The 19,374-nt window shown below is 71.5% G+C and carries 18 protein-coding genes and 1 riboswitch; of the genes, 1 reads left to right on the top strand and 17 read right to left on the bottom strand.

The features are described from left to right. Positions 1–136: 136 nt before the first annotated feature. The 12 genes from gcvP to AB0H84_RS45460 form a co-directional block, all read right to left on the bottom strand. On the bottom strand, positions 137–2,962 hold the full coding sequence (gene gcvP / locus AB0H84_RS45515; RefSeq protein WP_357619185.1) for an aminomethyl-transferring glycine dehydrogenase: 2,826 nt from the start codon (positions 2,960–2,962) through the stop codon (positions 137–139). 166 nt (positions 2,963–3,128) lie between these two features. Further along, positions 3,129–3,227: riboswitch (glycine riboswitch) on the bottom strand. Between the two features lie 132 nt (positions 3,228–3,359). Continuing rightward, complete coding sequence (locus AB0H84_RS45510) at positions 3,360–3,980, bottom strand: MerR family transcriptional regulator (protein WP_357619182.1); 621 nt, start codon at positions 3,978–3,980, stop codon at positions 3,360–3,362. Positions 3,981–4,127: 147 nt separating this feature from the next. After that, entirely contained in the window at positions 4,128–4,598 is a 471-nt protein-coding gene (locus AB0H84_RS45505; protein WP_090771501.1) for a bifunctional nuclease family protein, read from the bottom strand. 133 nt (positions 4,599–4,731) lie between these two features. After that, positions 4,732–5,385 carry a MerR family transcriptional regulator gene (locus tag AB0H84_RS45500; protein WP_357619179.1) on the bottom strand — a complete coding sequence of 218 codons (654 nt, stop codon included), beginning with the start codon at positions 5,383–5,385 and terminating at the stop codon, positions 4,732–4,734. Positions 5,386–5,452: 67 nt separating this feature from the next. Further along, positions 5,453–5,965, bottom strand: coding sequence for an FHA domain-containing protein (locus tag AB0H84_RS45495; RefSeq protein WP_345002791.1), 513 nt, complete (start codon positions 5,963–5,965; stop codon positions 5,453–5,455). 330 nt (positions 5,966–6,295) lie between these two features. Beyond that, a complete protein-coding gene (locus AB0H84_RS45490) occupies positions 6,296–8,800 on the bottom strand; it encodes a mannose-1-phosphate guanyltransferase (RefSeq protein ID WP_357619176.1) in 2,505 nt (834 codons plus the stop codon). A 4-nt stretch (positions 8,801–8,804) separates the two neighbouring features. After that, entirely contained in the window at positions 8,805–9,386 is a 582-nt protein-coding gene (locus AB0H84_RS45485) for a CDP-alcohol phosphatidyltransferase family protein (protein WP_357619173.1), read from the bottom strand. Between the two features lie 542 nt (positions 9,387–9,928). Further along, entirely contained in the window at positions 9,929–10,807 is an 879-nt protein-coding gene (locus tag AB0H84_RS45480; RefSeq protein WP_357619171.1) for a GNAT family N-acetyltransferase, read from the bottom strand. 49 nt (positions 10,808–10,856) lie between these two features. After that, on the bottom strand, positions 10,857–11,453 hold the full coding sequence (locus AB0H84_RS45475; protein ID WP_357619168.1) for a phosphoribosylanthranilate isomerase: 597 nt from the start codon (positions 11,451–11,453) through the stop codon (positions 10,857–10,859). A 10-nt stretch (positions 11,454–11,463) separates the two neighbouring features. Beyond that, positions 11,464–11,874, bottom strand: a complete 411-nt coding sequence (locus tag AB0H84_RS45470; protein WP_357619165.1) for a hypothetical protein — start codon at positions 11,872–11,874, stop codon at positions 11,464–11,466. Positions 11,875–12,073: 199 nt separating this feature from the next. Then, entirely contained in the window at positions 12,074–12,754 is a 681-nt protein-coding gene (locus tag AB0H84_RS45465) for a response regulator transcription factor (protein WP_357619162.1), read from the bottom strand. Then, positions 12,751–14,343 carry a histidine kinase gene (locus AB0H84_RS45460; protein WP_357619159.1) on the bottom strand — a complete coding sequence of 531 codons (1,593 nt, stop codon included), beginning with the start codon at positions 14,341–14,343 and terminating at the stop codon, positions 12,751–12,753. Before AB0H84_RS45460 ends, AB0H84_RS45465 begins: the two co-directional genes overlap by 4 nt. A 129-nt stretch (positions 14,344–14,472) precedes the next feature. Between AB0H84_RS45460 and AB0H84_RS45455 the strand changes: the two genes are divergently transcribed. After that, on the top strand, positions 14,473–15,063 hold the full coding sequence (locus AB0H84_RS45455) for a methyltransferase domain-containing protein (RefSeq protein ID WP_357619156.1): 591 nt from the start codon (positions 14,473–14,475) through the stop codon (positions 15,061–15,063). 163 nt (positions 15,064–15,226) lie between these two features. Here AB0H84_RS45455 and AB0H84_RS45450 read toward each other — a convergent pair whose 3' ends face one another. From AB0H84_RS45450 to AB0H84_RS45430, 5 genes are all read right to left on the bottom strand, one after another. Beyond that, positions 15,227–16,006 carry an enoyl-CoA hydratase/isomerase family protein gene (locus AB0H84_RS45450; protein ID WP_357619154.1) on the bottom strand — a complete coding sequence of 260 codons (780 nt, stop codon included), beginning with the start codon at positions 16,004–16,006 and terminating at the stop codon, positions 15,227–15,229. A gap of 15 nt (positions 16,007–16,021) precedes the next feature. After that, a complete protein-coding gene (locus AB0H84_RS45445; protein WP_357619151.1) occupies positions 16,022–16,936 on the bottom strand; it encodes an alpha/beta hydrolase in 915 nt (304 codons plus the stop codon). Between the two features lie 9 nt (positions 16,937–16,945). Further along, positions 16,946–17,632 (bottom strand): gamma-glutamyl-gamma-aminobutyrate hydrolase family protein, encoded by a 687-nt coding sequence (locus AB0H84_RS45440; RefSeq protein ID WP_357619149.1) that lies wholly within the window; start codon positions 17,630–17,632, stop codon positions 16,946–16,948. 269 nt (positions 17,633–17,901) lie between these two features. Further along, a complete protein-coding gene (locus AB0H84_RS45435; protein ID WP_357619146.1) occupies positions 17,902–18,204 on the bottom strand; it encodes a hypothetical protein in 303 nt (100 codons plus the stop codon). Next, positions 18,205–19,284: an exo-alpha-sialidase gene (locus tag AB0H84_RS45430; protein WP_357619143.1), complete on the bottom strand. Its 1,080-nt coding sequence runs from the start codon at positions 19,282–19,284 to the stop codon at positions 18,205–18,207. Positions 19,285–19,374 lie beyond the last annotated feature (90 nt).

Below are 19,374 nucleotides of genomic sequence, written 5' to 3'. Positions count from 1 at the left end.
GAAAGCTATCTCGCTGGGCTCCACCTACGTGGTGCCATCTTGTGGATCCGAAGCCTGCAGCCCACATAGAGATCCGAACTCAGAACAGGCCCTAGTCCTCGTACGCGAAGCGACGAGGACCCACGCCGTCAGGCCCCTAGTCCTCGTAGGCCTCGAGGGGCGGGCAGGAGCACACCAGGTTCCGGTCCCCGTACGCCTGGTCGATCCGCCGCACCGGCACCCAGTACTTCCCGTCCCGCAGCGACGGCAGCGGATAGGCCGCCTCGCTCCGCGAGTAGGGGTGCGGCCACTCGTCCGCGCTGACGGACTCGGCCGTGTGCGGGGCGTTGCGCAGCGGGTTGTCCGTCTTGTCGTACTCCCCGGACGCCACCTTGGAGATCTCCCCGCGAATGGCGATCATCGCGTCCACGAACCGGTCGAGCTCCCCGAGGTCCTCGCTCTCGGTCGGCTCGATCATCAGCGTCCCTGCGACGGGGAACGACATGGTGGGCGCGTGGAAGCCGTAGTCGATGAGCCGCTTGGCCACGTCGTCCACGGTGACCCCGGTCTCCTTGGTGATCTGCCGCAGGTCGATGATGCACTCGTGGGCCACCAGCCCGCCGCGGCCGGTGTAGAGCACGGGGTAGTGCGGGGCGAGCCGCCTGGCCAGGTAGTTCGCCGACAGGATGGCCTGCTCGGTGGCCGCCGTGAGCCCTTCCGAGCCCATCATCCTGACGTACGCCCACGAGATCGGCAGGATCCCCGCCGACCCGTACGGCGCCGCCGAGACGGGGCCGACCGGCGTGCCGTTGTGCAGGGGGTGACCGGGCAGGTAGGCCGCCAGGTGGCCGCGTACCGCGACGGGACCGACGCCGGGACCGCCGCCCCCGTGCGGGATGCAGAACGTCTTGTGCAGGTTGAGGTGGGACACGTCGGCCCCGAACTCGCCCGGCTTGGCCAGCCCGACGAGCGCGTTGAGATTGGCCCCGTCCACGTACACCTGGCCGCCGGCCTCGTGCACCTTGGCGCAGACCTCGGTGATCGACTCCTCGTACACACCGTGCGTCGAGGGATACGTGACCATGATCGCGGCCAGCCGGTCGCGGTGCTTGTCGATCTTGGCGTCGAGGTCGGCCAGGTCGATGTTGCCGTCGGAGTCGCAGGCCACGACCACGACCCGCATGCCCGCCATGACGGCGCTGGCCGCGTTGGTGCCGTGGGCGGAGGACGGGATGAGGCAGACGTCGCGACCGTCCTGGCCGCCCGCGCGGTGGTAGGCGCGGATGGCCAGCAGCCCGGCGAACTCGCCCTGCGAGCCCGCGTTCGGCTGGATGGAGACGCGGTCGTAGCCGGTCACCTCGGCCAGCCACTCCTCCAGCGTCCCGATCAGCTCCTGGTAGCCCGCGACCTGGTCGTCAGGCGCGTACGGGTGGATCCCGGCGAACTCGGGCCAGGTGATCGGCTCCATCTCGGTGGTCGCGTTCAGCTTCATCGTGCAGGAGCCGAGCGGGATCATCGAGCGGTCGAGCGCGATGTCCTTGTCCTCCAGCTTGCGCAGGTAGCGCAGCATCGCGGTCTCGGAGCGGTGGCTGTGGAAGACCGGGTGGGTCAGGTACGCCGACTCGCGCAGCAGCGAGGCGGGCAGCGCGTCGGAGTCGAGATCCGCGGCGGCGCGGTCGATCCCGAACGCGGCCCACACCTTGGCCAGCTCGGCGGCCCCGGTCTTCTCGTCGCAGGAGATGGAGACGAGGTCCTCGCCGGCCTGCCAGAGGTTGACGCCCCGCTCGGCGGCGGCGGCGACCACGGCGGCGGCCCCACCGGGAACGCGAACCAGCACGGTGTCGAAGAACTCCCCGTGCACGACCTCCAGCCCCGCCTCGCGCAGCCCGTCGGCGAGGGCCACGGCGTGCCGGTGGACCCGGTGGGCGATCCGGCGCAGCCCCTCGGGGCCGTGGTAGACGGCGTACATGCCGGCGATGACGGCGAGCAGGACCTGCGCGGTGCAGATGTTGCTGGTGGCCTTCTCGCGGCGGATGTGCTGCTCGCGGGTCTGCAGGGCCAGCCGGTACGCGGGGTCGCCGTCGGCGTCCACCGACACGCCGACGAGCCGCCCGGGGAGCTGGCGCTGCAGGCCCTCGCGTACGGACATGTACGCGGCGTGCGGCCCGCCGAACCCGAACGGCACGCCGAACCGCTGAGAGGACCCGATCGCGATGTCGGCGCCGAGCTCGCCGGGGGCGGCCACGAGCGTCAGGGCCAGCAGGTCGGCGGCGGCCACGACGAGCGCGCCCGCCTCGTGCGCGGCGGCGGCCACGGCGCGGAAGTCGCGCAGCCGGCCGGACGCGCCCGGGTACTGCACCAGCAGGCCGAAGCATTCGGGCAGCTCGCCGTCGAGGGAGTGCTCCACCAGCTCGATGCCGAGGGGCTCGGCGCGGGTGGCGAGCACGGCCTTGGTCTGCGGCAGCGCGTCGGCGTCGACCACGAACACGTTGCTCTTGGACCTGCCCGCGCGGCGGGCCAGCGTCATCGCCTCGGCGGCGGCCGTGGCCTCGTCGAGGAGGGAGGCGCCCGCGACGGGCAGGCCGGTCAGGTCGGTGACGACGGTCTGGAAGTTCAGCAGCGCCTCGAGGCGGCCCTGCGAGATCTCCGGCTGGTACGGGGTGTAGGCGGTGTACCAGCCCGGGTTCTCCAGCAGGTTGCGGCGGATGACCGCGGGCGTGATCGTGTCGTGGTAGCCCAGGCCGATCATCGAGGTGAGCACGCGGTTGCGCCCGGCCAGGGCGCGCAGTTCGGCGATGGCCTCGGCCTCCCCGACGGCGGCGGGCAGCTTGAGCCGGTCCTTGGCCCTGATGGCCTCGGGGACGGCCACCGCCACCAGGTCAGCCACGGACTCGAAGCCCACGGCCTCGAGCATGCGCTGCTGCTCGGCCTCCGACGGGCCGATGTGCCTGGACGAGAACGGCGGAGCTGACAGGTCGGTCATGGAAAGTGCCTCCCGAGGCTTGGAGACCGGCGCCAGGGCGCGGGCGAGTGCCGGATCTCCCCCTCTGTCAGCGCGGCGGGACCGCGACCTGAGAGCTTCACCCCGGTAAGGGGCTTGCACCGTCGGTGAGACGCGCCTGGCGGGTGCGCCTGCTTTCCAGAGTTGCCTCGCCCGAGCGGTACGGGGTGCCTGAGAGATTCCGGGGAGGGTTGCTCCTTCGGCGCCCGGGGACCCGTGGGCCCAGGGACTCTCCCGCACGGGGTCGTCAGCCTTGCTTAGGTTACAACCCTATCCGTTACGGGAGAATTTCCACGACACGGGGCAATGTGAACTTTCCGGCCTATTTCCCGGGCCCGCCACAAGCGGCGGCGGGCCGGTCAGGCAACGGGGCGCGCGGTCAGCTCATGCGCCGGGCGCGGCGGCGGCGGGCCAGTTCGTCAGCGGGGTGGTCGGCCGGGACGGTGTCCTCGACCGCCGCTCGTTCCCCCGGCAGCTCCGCGAGGGAGCCCTCGACCTCGCGCCAGACCCGGCCGAGCGCGATGCCGAACACGCCCTGGCCGCCCTGGAGCAGGTCGATCACCTCGTCGGCCGAGGTGCACTCGTAGACGCTGACGCCGTCGCTCATCAGCGTGATCTGCGCGAGGTCGGCCACCCCGCGGTCACGCAGGTGCTGCACGGCCGTACGGATCTGCTGGAGCGACACCCCGGTGTCGAGGAGCCGCTTGACGACTTTGAGCACCAGGATGTCGCGGAAGCTGTAGAGCCGCTGGGAGCCGGAGCCCTGCGCGGCTCTTATCGTGGGCTCCACGAGGCCCGTGCGCGCCCAGTAGTCGAGCTGCCTGTAGGTGATGCCGGCCGCCGCGCAGGCCGTCGGCCCGCGATATCCGATGTCCGCCGGCAGCGCCGTGGGCTGCTCGTCGAAGAGCAGACCCTGCTCCCCGGCACGCTGCCGCGCGCTCTCGCGCCGCACCGGATCTTCCTGGCCGGCCGTCTTTCCCTCGCCGCTGCTGACCGCCACGCGGACCTCCGGCTTTCTCTCATCCCGTGGTCTGATCTGGGGGTTCGTAAAGGGCGACCACGGGTTTCACTTGCACCGTAGGACCGTGACCATGCTCAGTCAACGATCCGGCTCGGCGCGTCGTGAAGCGTAAATGCACCGAAATACCTACCCCGCCCTGCCGAAGTCTTCGGGCGTGATCGTGTCAAGGAACTCCCTGAACTTCTCCACCTCGTCTTCCTGGTCGTCCGGGATGATGACACCGGCCTCCTGGACGACCTCCTCGCTCGCGAAGATGCGCGCCCCGGTGCGCAGGGCGAGCGCGATCGAGTCGGACGGGCGCGCGCTCACCTCCACGCCGTTGGAGAACACCAGGTCGGCGAAGAAGATGCCGTCGCGCAAGGCGACGATGTTGACCGCTCGCAGGCCTACACCCAGAGCGCTCAGCACGTCTCGGAAGAGGTCGTGGGTGAGCGGCCGCGGCGGGGGCTCCTCCGCTTGGGCCAGGGCGATGGCTGTCGCCTCGGTCATGCCAATCCATATAGGAAGGAACCGCTCCCCGTGTGCCTCCTTGAGCAAGACGATCGGCTGATTTGTGGGCATTTCTACTCGAACGCCCACGACCTCCATCTGCAACACGGGCTGCTCCGTATTCCTGACCGGTCACCCGGCACAGCTATTTGGCTCGTCGCTTCTGCTGACTGGCTACTGCAATTCAACGTAACACCCGGCGGGCCTGAAGTGCGCCTCCACCTCCCAGCCCGAGGCCCCCTCAGCGCCCCAGGACCGACCGGATCCCCGACCGCACAAGGGATGCGTGCAAATCGAGCAGAAGGGTGGAAAGCTCCCTCGCGACCTCGTCGGCCTCCCCGATGGCGCCGGGTGCCCGCCGCTTGAGTATGGGGGCGACGCTCTGCTCGACCAGGCCGCACTCGCGCTCGGCCGCCGCCTTGACGGCGCGCAGGTGGCGGGCGTGCAGGCCGAAACGGGCCAGGGAGCCGACGGTGCGGGCCACGTTGAGCGCCTCCTCGTCGTAGCGCCTGGCCACCGGGGCGAGCAGCCCGTAGTCCTCCAGCTCGGTGAGCGCCTCCTCGTCGATCCCGGCGGCCTCGAGCAGCTCGGCCCGGCTGAGCCGGACCTCCTGCTTCTCCTGCACGGCGCGCGGGCGGCCGAAGCTCTCCGCCATCCTGTCCTTGATCACCCGCAGCGGCAGGTAGTGGTCGCGCTGCTCGGTGAGGATGAAGCGGAGCTGCTCCACGTGCAGGTGGGTGAACTTGCGGTAGCCGGACGGGCTGCGCTCGGGCTCGATCAGCCCCTCACCCTCCAAGAACCGGATCTTGGAGATCGTCACATCGGGGAACTCGCCCTGCAGCAGCGCGAGCACCTCCCCGATGCTCATGTGCGAGCGGGCCGCCTGCGCGCTCATGCGGCCTCCCTCGGCGGCCCCATGAGCTCACATGAGGCTGTGCTTGTCGGTCGCTCGCTTCGCTCGCTCATGTGCCGGCGGTGGTCCTCATCAGGAAGAGGAGGCGGAACTTGCCGATCTGCACCTCGTCTCCGGAGTGCAGGGGGACCTCCTCGATGCGCTCCCTGTTGACGTAGGTGCCGTTGAGGCTGCCCACGTCACGCACGGAGAACTGGCCGCCGCGGTGCCGGTAGAACTCGACGTGGCGGCGGGAGACCGTGATGTCGTCGAGGAAGATGTCGCTCTCCGGATGACGCCCGGTCGTGGTGAGGTCCTTGTCGAGCCGGAAACGGCTCCCCTGGTTGGGGCCCCTGGTCACCGTGAGCAACGCCGTGCCGGGCGGCAGCTGTTCGACGAGCGCCCGCTCAGCCAGGAGCATGTCGCCTGTCTCAGCCTCGTACGCCTCGATTCCCGCGATGGAGATCGTCGATGTGGTGTCCCCGGAGACCTCGGGTCTGGTCAGCGGTGACCCACAACGGGAACAGAAACGGGCATCCTCGGGGTTGGCGTGCCCGCACTGCGTGCAGTAGACGCTCGGCATCGATCGGCTCGGCCTCCTACCGCGAAGACGCGGCGACGGTGCTCATGGGCGCGCCTCGCTTCGCTTTTTCAAGTTTGCGAATGCCGCAACATACGCTGATCAGCGGCAAAGGTCAAGGCGGGGCACTGGACTGTTGGTTTGGACGCAGACAAAGTTACCGCCGCCCCCGCCCCGTGGTCCATGCCGCCGCGCGTTTCTACATTACGATCTTGCGGCACTCTGTGCGCACATCGAAAGGCGTATTCGGGGACCGACTGTGCGCAACGGGCGACCGCACCCGGCATCTCACCACCTCCGTCACCCTCCGTGAGCGCTGGTCCACGGCACCGCTCAACCGGCGGCCTGCTCGACGATGCGGGCCCACCGCTCCAGGAGCGCCTGGGCGCTGTCCATGTCGTTCGCCTCGGCCCACAGGTCGGTGACGGGCTCGGCGGCGGCCGGCAGCACCAGCACCCAGCTCCCGTCCGGGTGGGCCAGGCGGACGCCGTCGGTGGTGTCGATGCGGCCGCCGTCCTGCTCGGCCTCGGCCGCCTCGATGACCGAGCGCATGACGGCGCCCTTGGCCGCCCACGGGGTGGGCACGGTGCGCTTGAGCATCTTCACCTCGGGGATCCGGGCGTCGATCTGGCTGAGCGACAGGCGGGTCCGCGCCACCAGGCCGAGCATGCGCATGAACGCGGCCAGCCCGTCGATGGCCGGGCTGAACTCCGGCACGACGAAGCCGCCGCGCCCGTCGGCGGCGAAGATCATGTCGGGGCCGGCGGCGGCCGAGGTGAGGGCGTCGAGCGCGGTGGAGGTCCACTGCACCTCCACGCCGTGGAAGCGGCAGACCTGCTCGGCGACCCTGGTCGTGGTGACCGGCAGCGCCACCTGGCCGCCCCTGCGCTCGGCGGCGACGAGGTCGAGCACGACGAGCAGGGCGCGTTCCTCGTTGATGAGGTGCCCCATCTCGTCCACCAGCGCGATGCGCTCCCCGACCGGGTCGAACCGGACCCCGAACGCCGCCCGCGACGAGCTGACCAGTTCCGACAGGCGCTGCAGGTCGCGGCGGCGCTCGGCGAGCGTCTCGGTGGGCGAGACGTCGTCGAGGCGGGCGTTGACGGTGAGCACCTCGACGCCGACCCGGCCGAGCAGCGTGGGCAGCACCAGCGAGGACGTGCCGCCGGCGCAGTCCACGACGACCTTCATGTCCCTGACGTCGCCCACGTCGACGTGGCGCAGCAGCTCGTGGGTGTAGTCCTCGACGGCCCTGGCCGGGTAGGTGAGCGAGGCGATCTCGCCGGGGAAGGCGCGGCGGTACTCCTGACGGGAGACGACCCGCTCCAGCTTGCGCTGGGCGGCCGGGGGCAGGTCGGCGCCGCGGCCGTCCATGATCACGATGTCCACGCTCTGCGGGTCGCCCGGCGTGGTGCGCAGCGCGATGCCCCCCGCGGCCGACTCCCGCGCCGTGTGGAAGCGGGCGACGGGCAGCGGGGCGGCCTCGAGGTCCAGTACGTTGATCGCGCCCGCGGTGAGCGCGCCGATGACCGCCCGCTTCAGCGCCCTGGCGGCCAGGGAGCAGTCGCGGGAGGTGACGACGTACTCGCCCTTCTTCAGGGTGGTGGCGTACGCGCTGGCCAGGCGGACGCAGAGCTCGGCGGTGATCTCGACGTTGACCAGGCCGCTGACGCCCCTGGGGCCGAACAGGTTGCGCTGGCCGCGCGACTCCCAGATGACGCTGGTGTTGACGACCGCGCCGGCCTCGATGGTCTTGAACGGGTAGACCTTGACGCCGCTGGAGACGTACGCCTCGGCCTCGATGACGCACTCGTCGCCGATGACGGCGTTCTCCTCGATGCGGGCGCCGGCCATGATGTCGGTGCTCTTGCCGATGACGCAGCCGCGCAGGTGGGCGCCGGGGCCGAGGTAGACGTTGTCGTGGACGACCGCGCGGTGCACGATGGCGCCCTCGCGGACGACGGCGTTGTTGCCGAGCACGGTGTATTCGCGCAGTTCGGCGCCGGCCTCGACCTTGGCGTAGTCGCCGACGAGCAGCGGGCCCTTGAGCACGGCGTCGGGGTCCACGGAGGCCGAGTCGGCGACCCAGACGCCCGGTGAGAGCTCGAAGCCGCCGATGTCCAGGTCGACCTTGCCCGACAGGGCGTCGGCCTGGGCCTTGAGATAGCTGTCGTGGGTGCCGACGTCCTCCCAGTAGCCGTCGGCCACGTAGCCGTAGATGGCGGCGCCGCGGTCGAGGAGGGCGGGAAAGACGTCGGAGGACCAGTCGACGGGCTCGCCGGGGGCCACCGCGTCGAGCACCTCGGGCTCCATGACGTAGATGCCGGTGTTGACGGTGTCGGAGAAGACCTGGCCCCAGGTGGGCTTCTCGAGGAAGCGCTGAACGCGCCCCTCGTCGTCCACGATGATGATCCCGAACTCGAGGGGGTTCGGGACGCGCTTCAGGCCGATTGTGACAAGCGCCGAATTTTCACGATGAAATCGGATCATGTCCGATAAATCGATATCAGTCAGGGCGTCGCCGGAGATGACCAGGAAGCGGTCGTCGCGGAGGCGGTCGGCGGCGTTCTTGACGCTGCCCGCCGTGCCGAGGGGCACGTCCTCCGTCGCGTACTCGAGGCTCATGCCCAGCTCGTCGCCGTCGCCGAAGTAGTTGCGCACCAGGGCGGCCAGGAACTGGAGCGTGACCACCGTCTCGGTGACGCCGTGCCGCTTGAGCAGGCGCAGCACGTGCTCCATGATCGGGCGGTTGACCACAGGAAGCAGTGGTTTGGGCTGGTTGGCGGTCATGGGACGCAGCCGCGTGCCCTCTCCCCCTGCCATGACGACCGCCTTCACCCGATCACTCCTTTTTGGCCGAGGTTACGAGTTGGAGCACCTGTACCACATACAGCACGCCCGACCACCAGTACAGGCCCGTTCCCCATAGCGCGAACGCCCACCCGACAATTCGGGCTATATCGGCATACCACCCCGTGTGGGAGGCAAGGAAGAGCAGGGGGAAGGCGTACATGAGGTTGAACATGGCGGCCTTGCCGAGGAAATGCACCTGAAGTGCCTTGTAGCCATGTTTGCGAAGTACGGGGATGAAACTTCCGACGAAGAGCTCGCGCCCCAGGATGATCAGCACCAGCCACCACGGGATGACCTCACGCAGCAGCAGGCCGACGATGGTGGCGAAGACGTAGAGCTTGTCGGCCGCGGGGTCTATGATCCGGCCGAGCCTGCTGGTCTGGTTGAACGCCCGAGCGATCTTCCCGTCGAGCCAGTCGGTGAACCCGGCCACCGCGAGAATCCCGATGGCCCACCCGTCGGCCTTGGGTCCGAGAACCAGCCAGAGGAACACGGGGACGCCCAGGAGGCGCAGGAAGCTCAGGACGTTGGGAACCGTCCAGATTCGGTCCTCGGCGGAAGTTTCGCTCACGGAGCAGACCCTACTGCGTGGAACTCCGACACAGCGGCCCCGCATAGGCCCACCTGTTCACGCCCACCCCGGCGCGGCATGCGGCCCCCTCGCCGAAGGTCAGCTGCCCCTCCCCCAGCGTGACCGCCCTTCCCTCAGATGACCATCCCTGTGCCGAAGGCGACCACCCCTGTGCCGAAGGTGGGGCCCCGTGCCGAAGGTGGGGCCCTGTGCCGAAGGTGGGGCCCTGTGCCGAAGGTGGGGCCCTGTGCCGAAGGTGGCGGCCCTCCGGGCGCCGGGTCGGCGAGACGCCCGACGGCGCGGACCGGCGCAACGTGCACGGCGGCGCGCCCATCCACGCGGCGCATAGCGGCCGATGGGCGCACCACGAGGGGCCCGCGCCCCACCGAAGCCAACCGGGCGCGTAGGAATCACGTGGCGAACGCCGCCGAAGCCGACCGGGGCGCGTAGGAATCACGTGGCGAACGCCGCCGAAGCCGACCGGGGCGCGTAGGAATCACGTGGCGAGCGCAGTCGAGTCCGGCCGGGCGGGCGGGTGGTGGTCAGGTGCGGAGGAAGGCGTGGGTGCGGCCCAGTTCCACGAAACCCAGCTTGGCGTAGAAGTCCTTCGGCCAGTCGGAGGCGTCGGCCACCAGGAAGATCAGCTCGGCCTCCGCCGCCTGGGCGAGCAGTGCCGTCATCAAGGCGCGCGCATAGCCCTTGCCCCGATGCCGCTCGCCCGTGAAGACGCTCTCGATCTGGGCGACGGCACCGTGCACGTACAGGTCGGCCCTGGCGGCGATCTCGCCGTCCGGAGCGCGTACCCCCCAGAAGCTCACTGCGTCGGCGCCGCGCAGCCGGACCTCCACCCGCCGGGCGAGCCGGTCGACCGCCTCCTCCAGTGCCTGGGGCAGCATCATCCGCCAGTCACGCCGCACCATGGGCAGCAGCTCCGCCAGCGAGAGCCGCTCAGCCGCGGGCAAGCCGGGCAAACCGGGTGGCAGCTCACCGCGGAAGGCCATGATCAGGTTGGTCTCCTGCTCGTAGCCCGCAGCGGCGAACGCCGGCGCGAGAGCGGTCCCGAGCCGGTCGTCGTCCACGCACACCAGCCGGTGATCCCGCTCCTCGAGCACCTCGTCCGCCGCCCGCAGCAGCCTCGAGGCCGCCTCCAGCGCAGCACCCGGCGCCTCCGGCGCGGAATCGGGCGCGCTCAGCGCAGCGGCTCTGCCGGACGACTCCCGTGCAGCACCGCCGGGCACCCCCAGCACACCACTGCCGGACGGAGCGAGCGCACCGCCAGACGACTCAGGGAAGCCGGGGCCGACGATCAGCTTGTTGTCGTCGTACGAGCCGGGAAAACGGTCGTCCAGCACCGCGAACCCGCCCGGCACCGTCACCACCCTGGGCGCCTTGCGGCGGGCGAAGGCGTGCTGGAAGTTCACCGCGCGAACGTGGTCCCCCCGTGCCGAGGCCGACCCGTGCAGCGGAAGATCAGCCGGCATCGCGGACGGCCCGCAGGAAGTCACGGATGAGGGCCGAGTCCTTCACCCCGGGCGAGGTCTCGACGCCGCTGGACACGTCGACCCCCCACGGGCCGGCGGCCGCGATCGCCTCCGTCACGTTCGCGGGCGTGAGACCTCCGGCCAGCAGCCACTGGCCGGAGGGGCGGCCGCGGACGGCCGCCCAGTCCCACGGCAGGCCGGAGCCGGCGTGCGGCGCGTCCACGAGGAGCAGGTCCTCGTCGTAGGCCCCGCACCGCAGGTCGGCCTCCGCGTCGACGGCCCTGATCAGCCGGAGGCCGAGGTCCTTGAGTGCGGTGAAGTCGCCGTGCGGGTGCCTGCCGTGGAGCTGGATGGCCCGCACCCCGGACGCCAGCGCCGCCGCCCGCACCGTCTCCGGGTCCTCACCGCGGAACACCCCGACGCTCAGCACGTGGGCGGGCACCGCCGCGGCCAGCTCCGCCGCTCGCTCGGGAGTGATCCTGCGGGGGCTCCGGGTCATGACGAACCCGATCGCGTCCGCGCCCGCCTCGACGGCGGTGGCCACGTGCTCGGGCTCGCTCAACCCGCAGATCTTCACATACACCACACCCCTGACCCTAGCGGCGGCGGGAGGCTGCCGGTGACCATGCCCAGACGAGTACGGCGACGATCAGCCCGAACAGCAGCACCCCGTTGGGCAGGTGCGCCCCGAGCCAGAGCCAGGTGAAGTGCTGGGCGAGCCCCACGACGAACAGCGCGACGCTGGCCAGCGCGGGCCAGCCCGCCCCGCGGCCGGGGCGCCAGACGAGGACGGCCAGGACGATCTGGACGAGAGCCACGAGGTGGACGACCATGCCGGCCATGACGTGCGTCTCGATCATGGAGTCGGACTCCACGGCCTGGCCGGCGAACGAGGCGGCGACGAGCAGCGCGGCGGCCTGGGCGGTGGCGGCGACGCGCAGGCCGTAGAGCAGTCCCGGGGAGGTCCGGCCGGCCGTCTTGGGGGGCTGGACCATGGTTTCCCGCATGGTGATCAGAGGTCCTTCCTGGAGAGGGAGCGAGTTGAAGGACCCATGTTCGGGGTGGAGATCGCGGGTGGTCGTCAGCCTGCGGGATGACCCGGGTCCGCCGCCGGGCGGACCCGGGCACCGTCCAGGAGAGCGGACGCGGGCACCGTCCAGGAGAGCGGACGCGGGCACCGTCCAGGAGAGCGGACGCGGGCACCGCTCAGGAGGGCGGGCGCGGACGGCGTACCGGGCGGAAGGAGGCGTCGACCAGCCCCGTACGGTGGGCCACGACCGCGGCCTGGATGCGGTTGCGCAGCCCCAGCTTGTCCATGGCGGCCGCGATGTGGGTCTTGACCGTCGTCACCCCCACGTGCAGCTCGTCCGCGATCTCCGCGTTGGACAGCCCGGTGCCGACGAGGGCGAGCACCTCGAGCTCGCGTTCGGTCAGCCCGGCGGGCGGGGGCGCCGCGGCCTGCTCCTCGGCCGACAGGAACCGCTCCACGACCCGCCGCAGCACGGACGGCGCCAGGAGCTGCTCTCCCGTGGCCGCCCGGCGGACGGCGTCCACCATGCGTTCGGGCTCGTCGTCCTTGACCAGGAAGCCGACCGCGCCGGCCCGCAGCGCGGCGTAGACGTCGGCGTCCTCGGCGAACGTGGTCAGCACCACGATCCGGGTGCCCGGCCGGGCGGCGAGCACGCGCTTGATCGCCTCCAGCCCGTCCACCCTGGGCATGCGCAGGTCCATGAGGATCACGTCGGGCACGTGGCGCTCGGCCAGGCGCACCGCCTCGGCGCCGTCCTCGGCCTCGCCCACGACCTCCATGTCACCCGCGGCCTGCAGCAGCATCCGCACGCCTGCGCGTACGAGCGCCTGATCGTCGGCCACCAGCACCCGGATCACGCGGCGCTCCTCGACGGCAGGCTGGCGGCCAGCAGCCAGCCGCCCTCGCCGTCCGGCCCGGCGCTGAGCGTGCCGCCGAGGGTACGGACGCGTTCGCGCATGCCGGCCAGGCCGCGCCCGGACGAGGGCAGGCGTTCGACGGCGCTGGGCGGGCGGCCGTTGCGGATCTGCACCGACAGCCCTTGCTCCGACGGGGCGACGGTGACGCGGACCCGGGTGCCGGGGCCGGCGTGTTTGAGCACGTTGGTAAGTCCTTCCTGGACGATGCGGGCGGCGGAGGCCCGGGCGATGAGCGGAGCCTGGTCGGTGGCGGGGTCGAGCTCGAGGTCGACGACGAGTCCGGCGGCGGCCATGCGTTCGGCGGATTCGCGGACCACGTCGGAGGGGTTGGCCAGCAGGTGGGGCTGGCGTTCGGGGTCGCGCAGCAGGTCGAGCAGGTCGCGCAGGTCCTGCAGCACCTGGTGGCCCGTCTCGCGGATGTCGGTGAGGGCGTCGGCGACGGGACCGTCGGGCGCGGTGAAGCGGGCGGCGGAGGCCCGCAGCACCATCGCCCCCACGTGGTGGGCCACGATGTCGTGCACGTCGCGGGCGATGCGCTCGCGCTCGGCGAGCTGGTCGGCACGCACCTGGGCGACGGCCGCCCGGGCGGACTCCTCGGCGCGCAGCCGCTCCGCGGCGGCGGCGGCCCGCCGCATCCCAAGGTAGCGGCCGATCGCGATGGGCGTGGCCACCAGCGTCATGAGGGTCCCGACGCGGAGCCCGGTGATCTCGGTGGCCGGGCCGACGATGGCGATCGCGGTCAGCATGCAGCCCGCGAAGTACGCGACCACCATCCAGGCCCAGGAGCTGACGCGCATCGCGAACACGCCGATCGCGATCAGCGTGAGGATCACGCAGGTGGTGACGGCGTCGTTCAGGTAGGTGTCGGTGACGACGAGGAGGACGCCCTGCGCCAGGAACACCAGCCCGGGCAGCCGCCTGGCGACGCCCAGTGACAGGCCGCCGACCACGGCGAGCAGCCCGACCATCCAGACGGGCTGGCTGCCCGAGTCCCAGCTGGTCCAGGTGCTGAGCACGGTGATCGCCACCCCGCCGGCCGCCAGCAGGGCGTCCGGCGTGACGTCCCGCTCCTCCAGCCGCCCCGCGGAGCTGCGCAGGTAGGCCCCGAGCAGGACGGGGAGGACGGGCAGGAAGACCGAGTACATCCAGGAGTTCGTGGTGAACGCGATGCCGGGATCGGCCAGGTTGACCGCTGTCGCCGCGATCGTGGCGGCGACCGCGACCGCGACGGCCCGCCACCCGGATCGGTACGCCGCCGCTCCGAGCGCCACGCAGACGAGCATCTGTGCCGTGTTGGCGGTGAACGAGCCGAGCTGGTCGGTCAGGATCAGGAACCCGGCCAGGTAGAGGGTGACCGGCACCGGCCAGCGCCGGACGAACCCCATGGGCAGGCCCACCAGGAGCGCCATCGGGATGTTCATCTCGGCGGGCAGGTATTCGGTGTCGCCGGCATGTGCCGTCGTCAACAGATCCAGGCCCACGCCCGAGGCCGCAAGCAGGACATCCAGCGGCAAACCACGCCAACGCATGCCCCTCACGCTATCCGTACAGCCTGGCGAGCTGATCCTCCGCGCGGAGGACCCCGCCTCCTCCATCTGGCCGGAGGTCCGCCCCGACGAGGGAGCGCCCAGGGCCGGTACCGGCTCTAACTTTCGGGCATGCCCAACGACACCGCACTTTTCCTCGGCCAGTTCCTGCGCACCCCCGCCACGATCGGTGCGGTCGCGCCCAGCTCCCGGCGGCTCGCGTCGGCCGTCTGCGCGCCCATCCCCGAGCGCGGCGAGCCCACGGTGGTGGAGCTCGGTCCCGGCACCGGCCCGTTCACGGCGGAGATCCAGCAGCGGCTGGGCGGGCGCGGCCACCACCTGGCCGTGGAGGTCAACGAGCCGATGGCGCGGCTGCTGGCGGCCCGCTTCCCGGCCGTGGACGTGGTGCACGCCGACGCGGCCCGGCTGGGCGAGCTGCTCGGCGAGCGCGGGCTGCCGCACGCGGACGTGGTGGTGAGCGGGCTGCCGTGGGCGGCGTTCCCGCAGAGGTTGCAGCACTCGCTGCTGGACGCGGTGACGTCGGCGATGAGCCCGGGGGCGGCGTTCACGACGTTCTCCTACATTCACGCCATCCCGCTGAGCTCGGCCCGGCGTTTCCGCGCGCTGCTGGCCGAGCGGTTCGAGGAGGTCGTGCCGGGACGTACGGTGTGGCGCAACGCTCCTCCGGCCTTCGTCTTCCATGCGCGCAGGCCGCGGCCTTAAAGTGAGGGGAGGCGGCCATGGTGCGCGCAGGCCGGGGTGAGCCTCTGCCTCGTCCCCGGAGCAACGTTCTCGGCCTCGGTGAACAGGCCCTCGACATCCGCGCGACCACAGGCCGCCCCGTCCTCCCCCCGCTACCCCATGCCCGGGGAAGCACACCCGCGACTTACCCGAACGACGGGGGCCGCTTCTCGCGCACCGCGCGCACGGCCTCGGCCACGTCCGGTCCGGTGAATCCGAGGAACTCCATGGCCAGGGAGGCGTCGAAGGCCGGTCCGGCCAGGCGCAGCCAGTTGTTGAGCGAGTATTTGGTCAGTCTGATCGCCTCCTGGGCGCCAGAGGCGAGCCTGACCGCGATCTCCATGGCCTTGTCGTGCACCTGGTCGTCGTCCACGCAGAGGCTGACCAGGCCCATCCGCTCGGCCTGCTCGCCCGTGACGGGCTCGCAGAGCAGCAGGTGGTATTTCGCCTTGGCCAAACCGCACAGCAGCGGCCACACGATCGCCGCGTGGTCGCCCGCGGCGACGCCGAGCCTGGTGTGCCCGTCGATGATCCGCGCGGTGCGGCCCGCGACGGAGATGTCGGCCAGCAGCGCCACGGCCAGGCCGGCCCCGACCGCCGGGCCCTGGATGGCCGAGACGATCGGTTTGGAGCAGTTGAGCACGTTGTAGACGATGTCGCGGGCCTCGGCGAACACGCGCAGCCTGGTCGCGTGGTCGCGGGTCATCTCCTCGATCATGGACAGGTCGCCGCCGGCCGAGAACGCCTGGCCCTCTCCCCTGACGACCACGGCCCTGACGCCGTCGTCCCGGTCGGCGTCGCGCCAGATCTCGCCCAGCTCGCGGTGGGCGGTCGCGTCGACGGCGTTGAGCCTGGACGGCTCGCTGATCGTGACCCGCAGCACGCCGTCGGCCGGGGTGTCGATCTTGAGCTTGGTGTACGTCAAAAGGACCCCCCAGCGTCAGAACGACTCCCGCAGCCGCTCGGCGACGTATTCGCGGGCCTCGAGCGCCTGGTCGAACAGGCCCGGCAGGACGAAGAAGCCGTGCACCGCGCCGTCGAACCTGCGCAGCTCGGCCGGCACGCCCGCGTCCGCCAGGCGGCGCGCGTACCGCTCCCCCTCGTCCCTGAGCACGTCGCACTCGGCGGTCACGACGGTCGCGGGCGCGAGGCCGGTGACGTCGGGCAGGCGCAGCGGCGACAGCCGCGGGTCCTCCGGGGCGGCGCCCGGCGCGTACTGCCGGGCGAACCACGCCATCTCCTCGGCGTCCAGCCCGAACCCCCTGGCGAACTCGCGGTAGCTCGGCGTGTCCATGCCCACGTCGAGGATGGGATAGACGAGCGCCTGGTGGGTGAGGGTCAGCCCGGCGTCGCGGGCCTGCCAGGCGGCGACGGCCGCGAGGTTGCCGCCCGCGCTGTCGCCGATGACGGCCACGCTGCCGTTGCTCTGGTAGAAGGCGGGGCGGGCGAAGATGTCGCGCACCACCGTCCAGGCGTCCTCTGCGGCGGCCGGGAACGGGTGCTCCGGCGCCAGGCGGTAGTCGACGGAGACCACCACGGCGCCGGTGCGGATGGCCAGGTCACGCCCGGCGGCGTCGTTGCGCTTGACGCTGCCGAAGACCCAGCCGCCGCCGTGGAAGTAGACCACGACCGGCAGCAGCCCGTCCCCCGGGTCCGCGCGGTAGATCCGGATGGGCACGCCCTCGGCCAGCTCGTCCCGGACGAACGGCAGTTTCGTCAGCGCCCCCCGGTGGGCGGCCATGCCGTCCTGTGCGCGCAGCTCCTGGATGCCGGCCAGGTCGAGCGGGGCCGGATCGGTGTCGGGATCCGGCGCGTAGCGGGCGAGGTACTCCCGCGCCTGGGGGTGCAGCGGCATGATCGCAGCTTAGCGGGCCGCCTCGATGAACGCATCGAAGAGCCGCCCGTCGCCGTCGCGTTCGGGGTGCCACTGGACGCCCACGCCGAACCGGTGGCCCTGCAGCTCGATGCCCTCGACGATCTGGTCCTCGGCCCAGGCCACGGCCAGCAGGCCGCTGCCGAGGCGGCGTACGGACTGCTGGTGGGGCGCGGAGACCTCGACCCGGTCGCCCAGGGCCTTGCCGAGCTTGCTGGAGACGCTGACCTGGATCGTGTGGCCGGCGCCCGGCTCGCCGTGGCGGTCGTTCTCGAGCACCTCGGGCAGCCAGGGGATCAGCGTGCCGCCCTGGGCGACGTTGAGCACATGCATGCCCCTGGCGATGGCCAGGATGGGCAGGTCGGCCCGGACGGCGGCCCTGGCCAGGGCCAGCTCGAAGCGGTCACGGTGCTGCTGCGGCTCGGCGACGCGCTCGTCGTGCTCGCCGCCGTAGGTGTCCGCGCCAAGTTCGGCGCCCCCGGCCAGCACGATGCCCTGGAGGCCGCGTACGTAGTCGTCGACGGCGGGCGTGCCGATCGGCGGCAGCATCACGGGCGCGCCCCCGGCCCGTCCGACCGCCCTGGCGTAGGAGGGAGGCGACAGCACGGCCTCGCGCACGTACTCACTCCAGCGGGCGGCCTCGAAGTAGGAGGTGATACCGATCAGCGGTCGGGACATGCGATCTCCAGGGGGCATGGGAGCCGTGCCGCCATCAGCCTGTCGAGGTGACGGCCACATGCCCCATCATGGCGCAGACTCTTTCCGATATGTCACCTCTCCCAAAGATCTACTACTTCTGTCCCCGCGCGGTGATGTGCCGCCCTCGTCGCAGGGCTTTCAGGCGGCACGGCGTCAGGGCATGCGGCACCGGCGGCCCGGCCCCCGGCGGCGCCCCCGCGGGGCTGTGCCGGGGGTGATGGGGCCGCCGAGACGGGATCCGGCGGGGCTCAGGCCAGCGCGGGCGTGACGTAGACCTCGGCGCCCGGGGGCAGGGCGCAGTCGAGGTCGCCGAACCCCGTGGCGTTCTCGCCGCACACGATCATGCTGATGTGCCGGCGGATGCGCCCGTACTCGTCGCGCAGCCGCTCCTCCAGCAGCGGGTGCGTACGCCGGAGCATGTCGAGCGCGGACCCCAGGGTGGGCGCGGAGCCGCGCTCGGCGGCGACGGCGAAGACCTTGACCTCCGCGCTCCCGCTCACCCACCGCCGCAGCATGACCGGGAGCACGAAGACCACCATCGTCACCATCATCTAGAGCACCGCCGCGCGCACCGTGAGCACGTCGGGCAGGTGGCGGCCGACCAGTGACCAGGTCTCGCCGTCGTCGCGGGAGCAGTAGACCTCGCCGTCGCGCGTGCCGAAGAAGAGCCCGGCCTCCGACGCGGTCATCGCGTCACGCAGCACGCTGCCGTGCACGGGCCCGTCGGGCAGCCCCCCGCCGAACGGCCGCCACGTCCGGCCCGCGTCGTCGCTGCGGAAGACGCGGTAGCGGTGGTCGACCGGGGTGCGGTCCATGTCGGCCGTCAGCGGCAGGACGAAGACCGTGCCGGAGCGCGACGGGTGCGCCGCGATCGGGAAGCCGAAGTCCGACGGCAGCTCCGAGCCGATGTCGTGCCAGCTCCCGCCGAAGTCGTCGCTGCGGTAGACGCCGAAGTGGTGCTGCAGGTAGAGCCGCTCCGGCCGGGACGGATCCATGGTGACCTTGTGCACGCACTGCCCGAACTCGGGGTATTGCTGCCCCTCCGGCAGGAACGGGGCCCGGATGTTCTTGTTGGCGGCCTCCCACGACAGGCCGCCGTCGGTGGTGCGGTAGAAGCCGCCGGTGGAGATCGCGACGCCCATGCGCTGGGGGTCACTCGGGTGCAGGACGATCGTGTGCAGGCACAGCCCGCCGCCGCCCGGCTGCCACTGCGGCCGGTGCGGGTGCTCCCACAGCCCCTCGACCAGCCGGTACGTGCGGCCGCCGTCCTCGGAGCGGAACAGCGCGCCGGGCTCGACGCCCGCCCACACCACGCCGGGCTCGGACGGCGAGGGCGCGAGCTGCCACACCCTGGTCAGGGTCGTCTCCGTCTTCTCCGGGAAGGCGATGGGCGGCTGCTCGGCCTCGTCCCACGTCTTCCCGAGGTCGTCCGAATAGACGACGGACGGACCGAAATGACCGTATTCGATGCCGGCCAGGAGCCGGGGTGTGGCGCCGCGGGCGTCGATCGCCACCGAGGGCACCGCGACCGTGGAGAATTGGATCGGCTCAAGCTCGAACGGGCCGCCGCCGGTCGAGCGGGCGAGGAACAGGCCCTTACGGGTGCCGATCGCGAGGACTGCGTCACTCATGGTTACGCTCCTTGTCGTCGTGCGGCCATCGTGCCACGCGGGACCGACAGGTTCTGAGGACTGGGAGTTTTCCTCCCACAGGAGCCGCAT

It is taken from the genome of Nonomuraea sp. NPDC050786 (genome assembly GCF_040654115.1).
Taxonomy (GTDB): domain Bacteria; phylum Actinomycetota; class Actinomycetes; order Streptosporangiales; family Streptosporangiaceae; genus Nonomuraea.
This window is presented reverse-complemented; position numbering and strand designations above follow the sequence as displayed.

Coding starts and splice junctions, on each gene's coding strand:
- gcvP (WP_357619185.1), bottom strand. CDS start 2,962: ATGACCGACCTGTCAGCTCCGCCGTTCTCGTCCAGGCACATCGGCCCG.
- AB0H84_RS45500 (WP_357619179.1), bottom strand. CDS start 5,385: ATGAGCGCGCAGGCGGCCCGCTCGCACATGAGCATCGGGGAGGTGCTC.
- AB0H84_RS45495 (WP_345002791.1), bottom strand. CDS start 5,965: ATGCCGAGCGTCTACTGCACGCAGTGCGGGCACGCCAACCCCGAGGAT.
- AB0H84_RS45470 (WP_357619165.1), bottom strand. CDS start 11,874: ATGCGGGAAACCATGGTCCAGCCCCCCAAGACGGCCGGCCGGACCTCC.
- AB0H84_RS45460 (WP_357619159.1), bottom strand. CDS start 14,343: ATGCGTTGGCGTGGTTTGCCGCTGGATGTCCTGCTTGCGGCCTCGGGC.
- AB0H84_RS45455 (WP_357619156.1), top strand. CDS start 14,473: ATGCCCAACGACACCGCACTTTTCCTCGGCCAGTTCCTGCGCACCCCC.
- AB0H84_RS45445 (WP_357619151.1), bottom strand. CDS start 16,936: ATGCCGCTGCACCCCCAGGCGCGGGAGTACCTCGCCCGCTACGCGCCG.
- AB0H84_RS45440 (WP_357619149.1), bottom strand. CDS start 17,632: ATGTCCCGACCGCTGATCGGTATCACCTCCTACTTCGAGGCCGCCCGC.
- AB0H84_RS45435 (WP_357619146.1), bottom strand. CDS start 18,204: ATGATGGTGACGATGGTGGTCTTCGTGCTCCCGGTCATGCTGCGGCGG.
- AB0H84_RS45430 (WP_357619143.1), bottom strand. CDS start 19,284: ATGAGTGACGCAGTCCTCGCGATCGGCACCCGTAAGGGCCTGTTCCTC.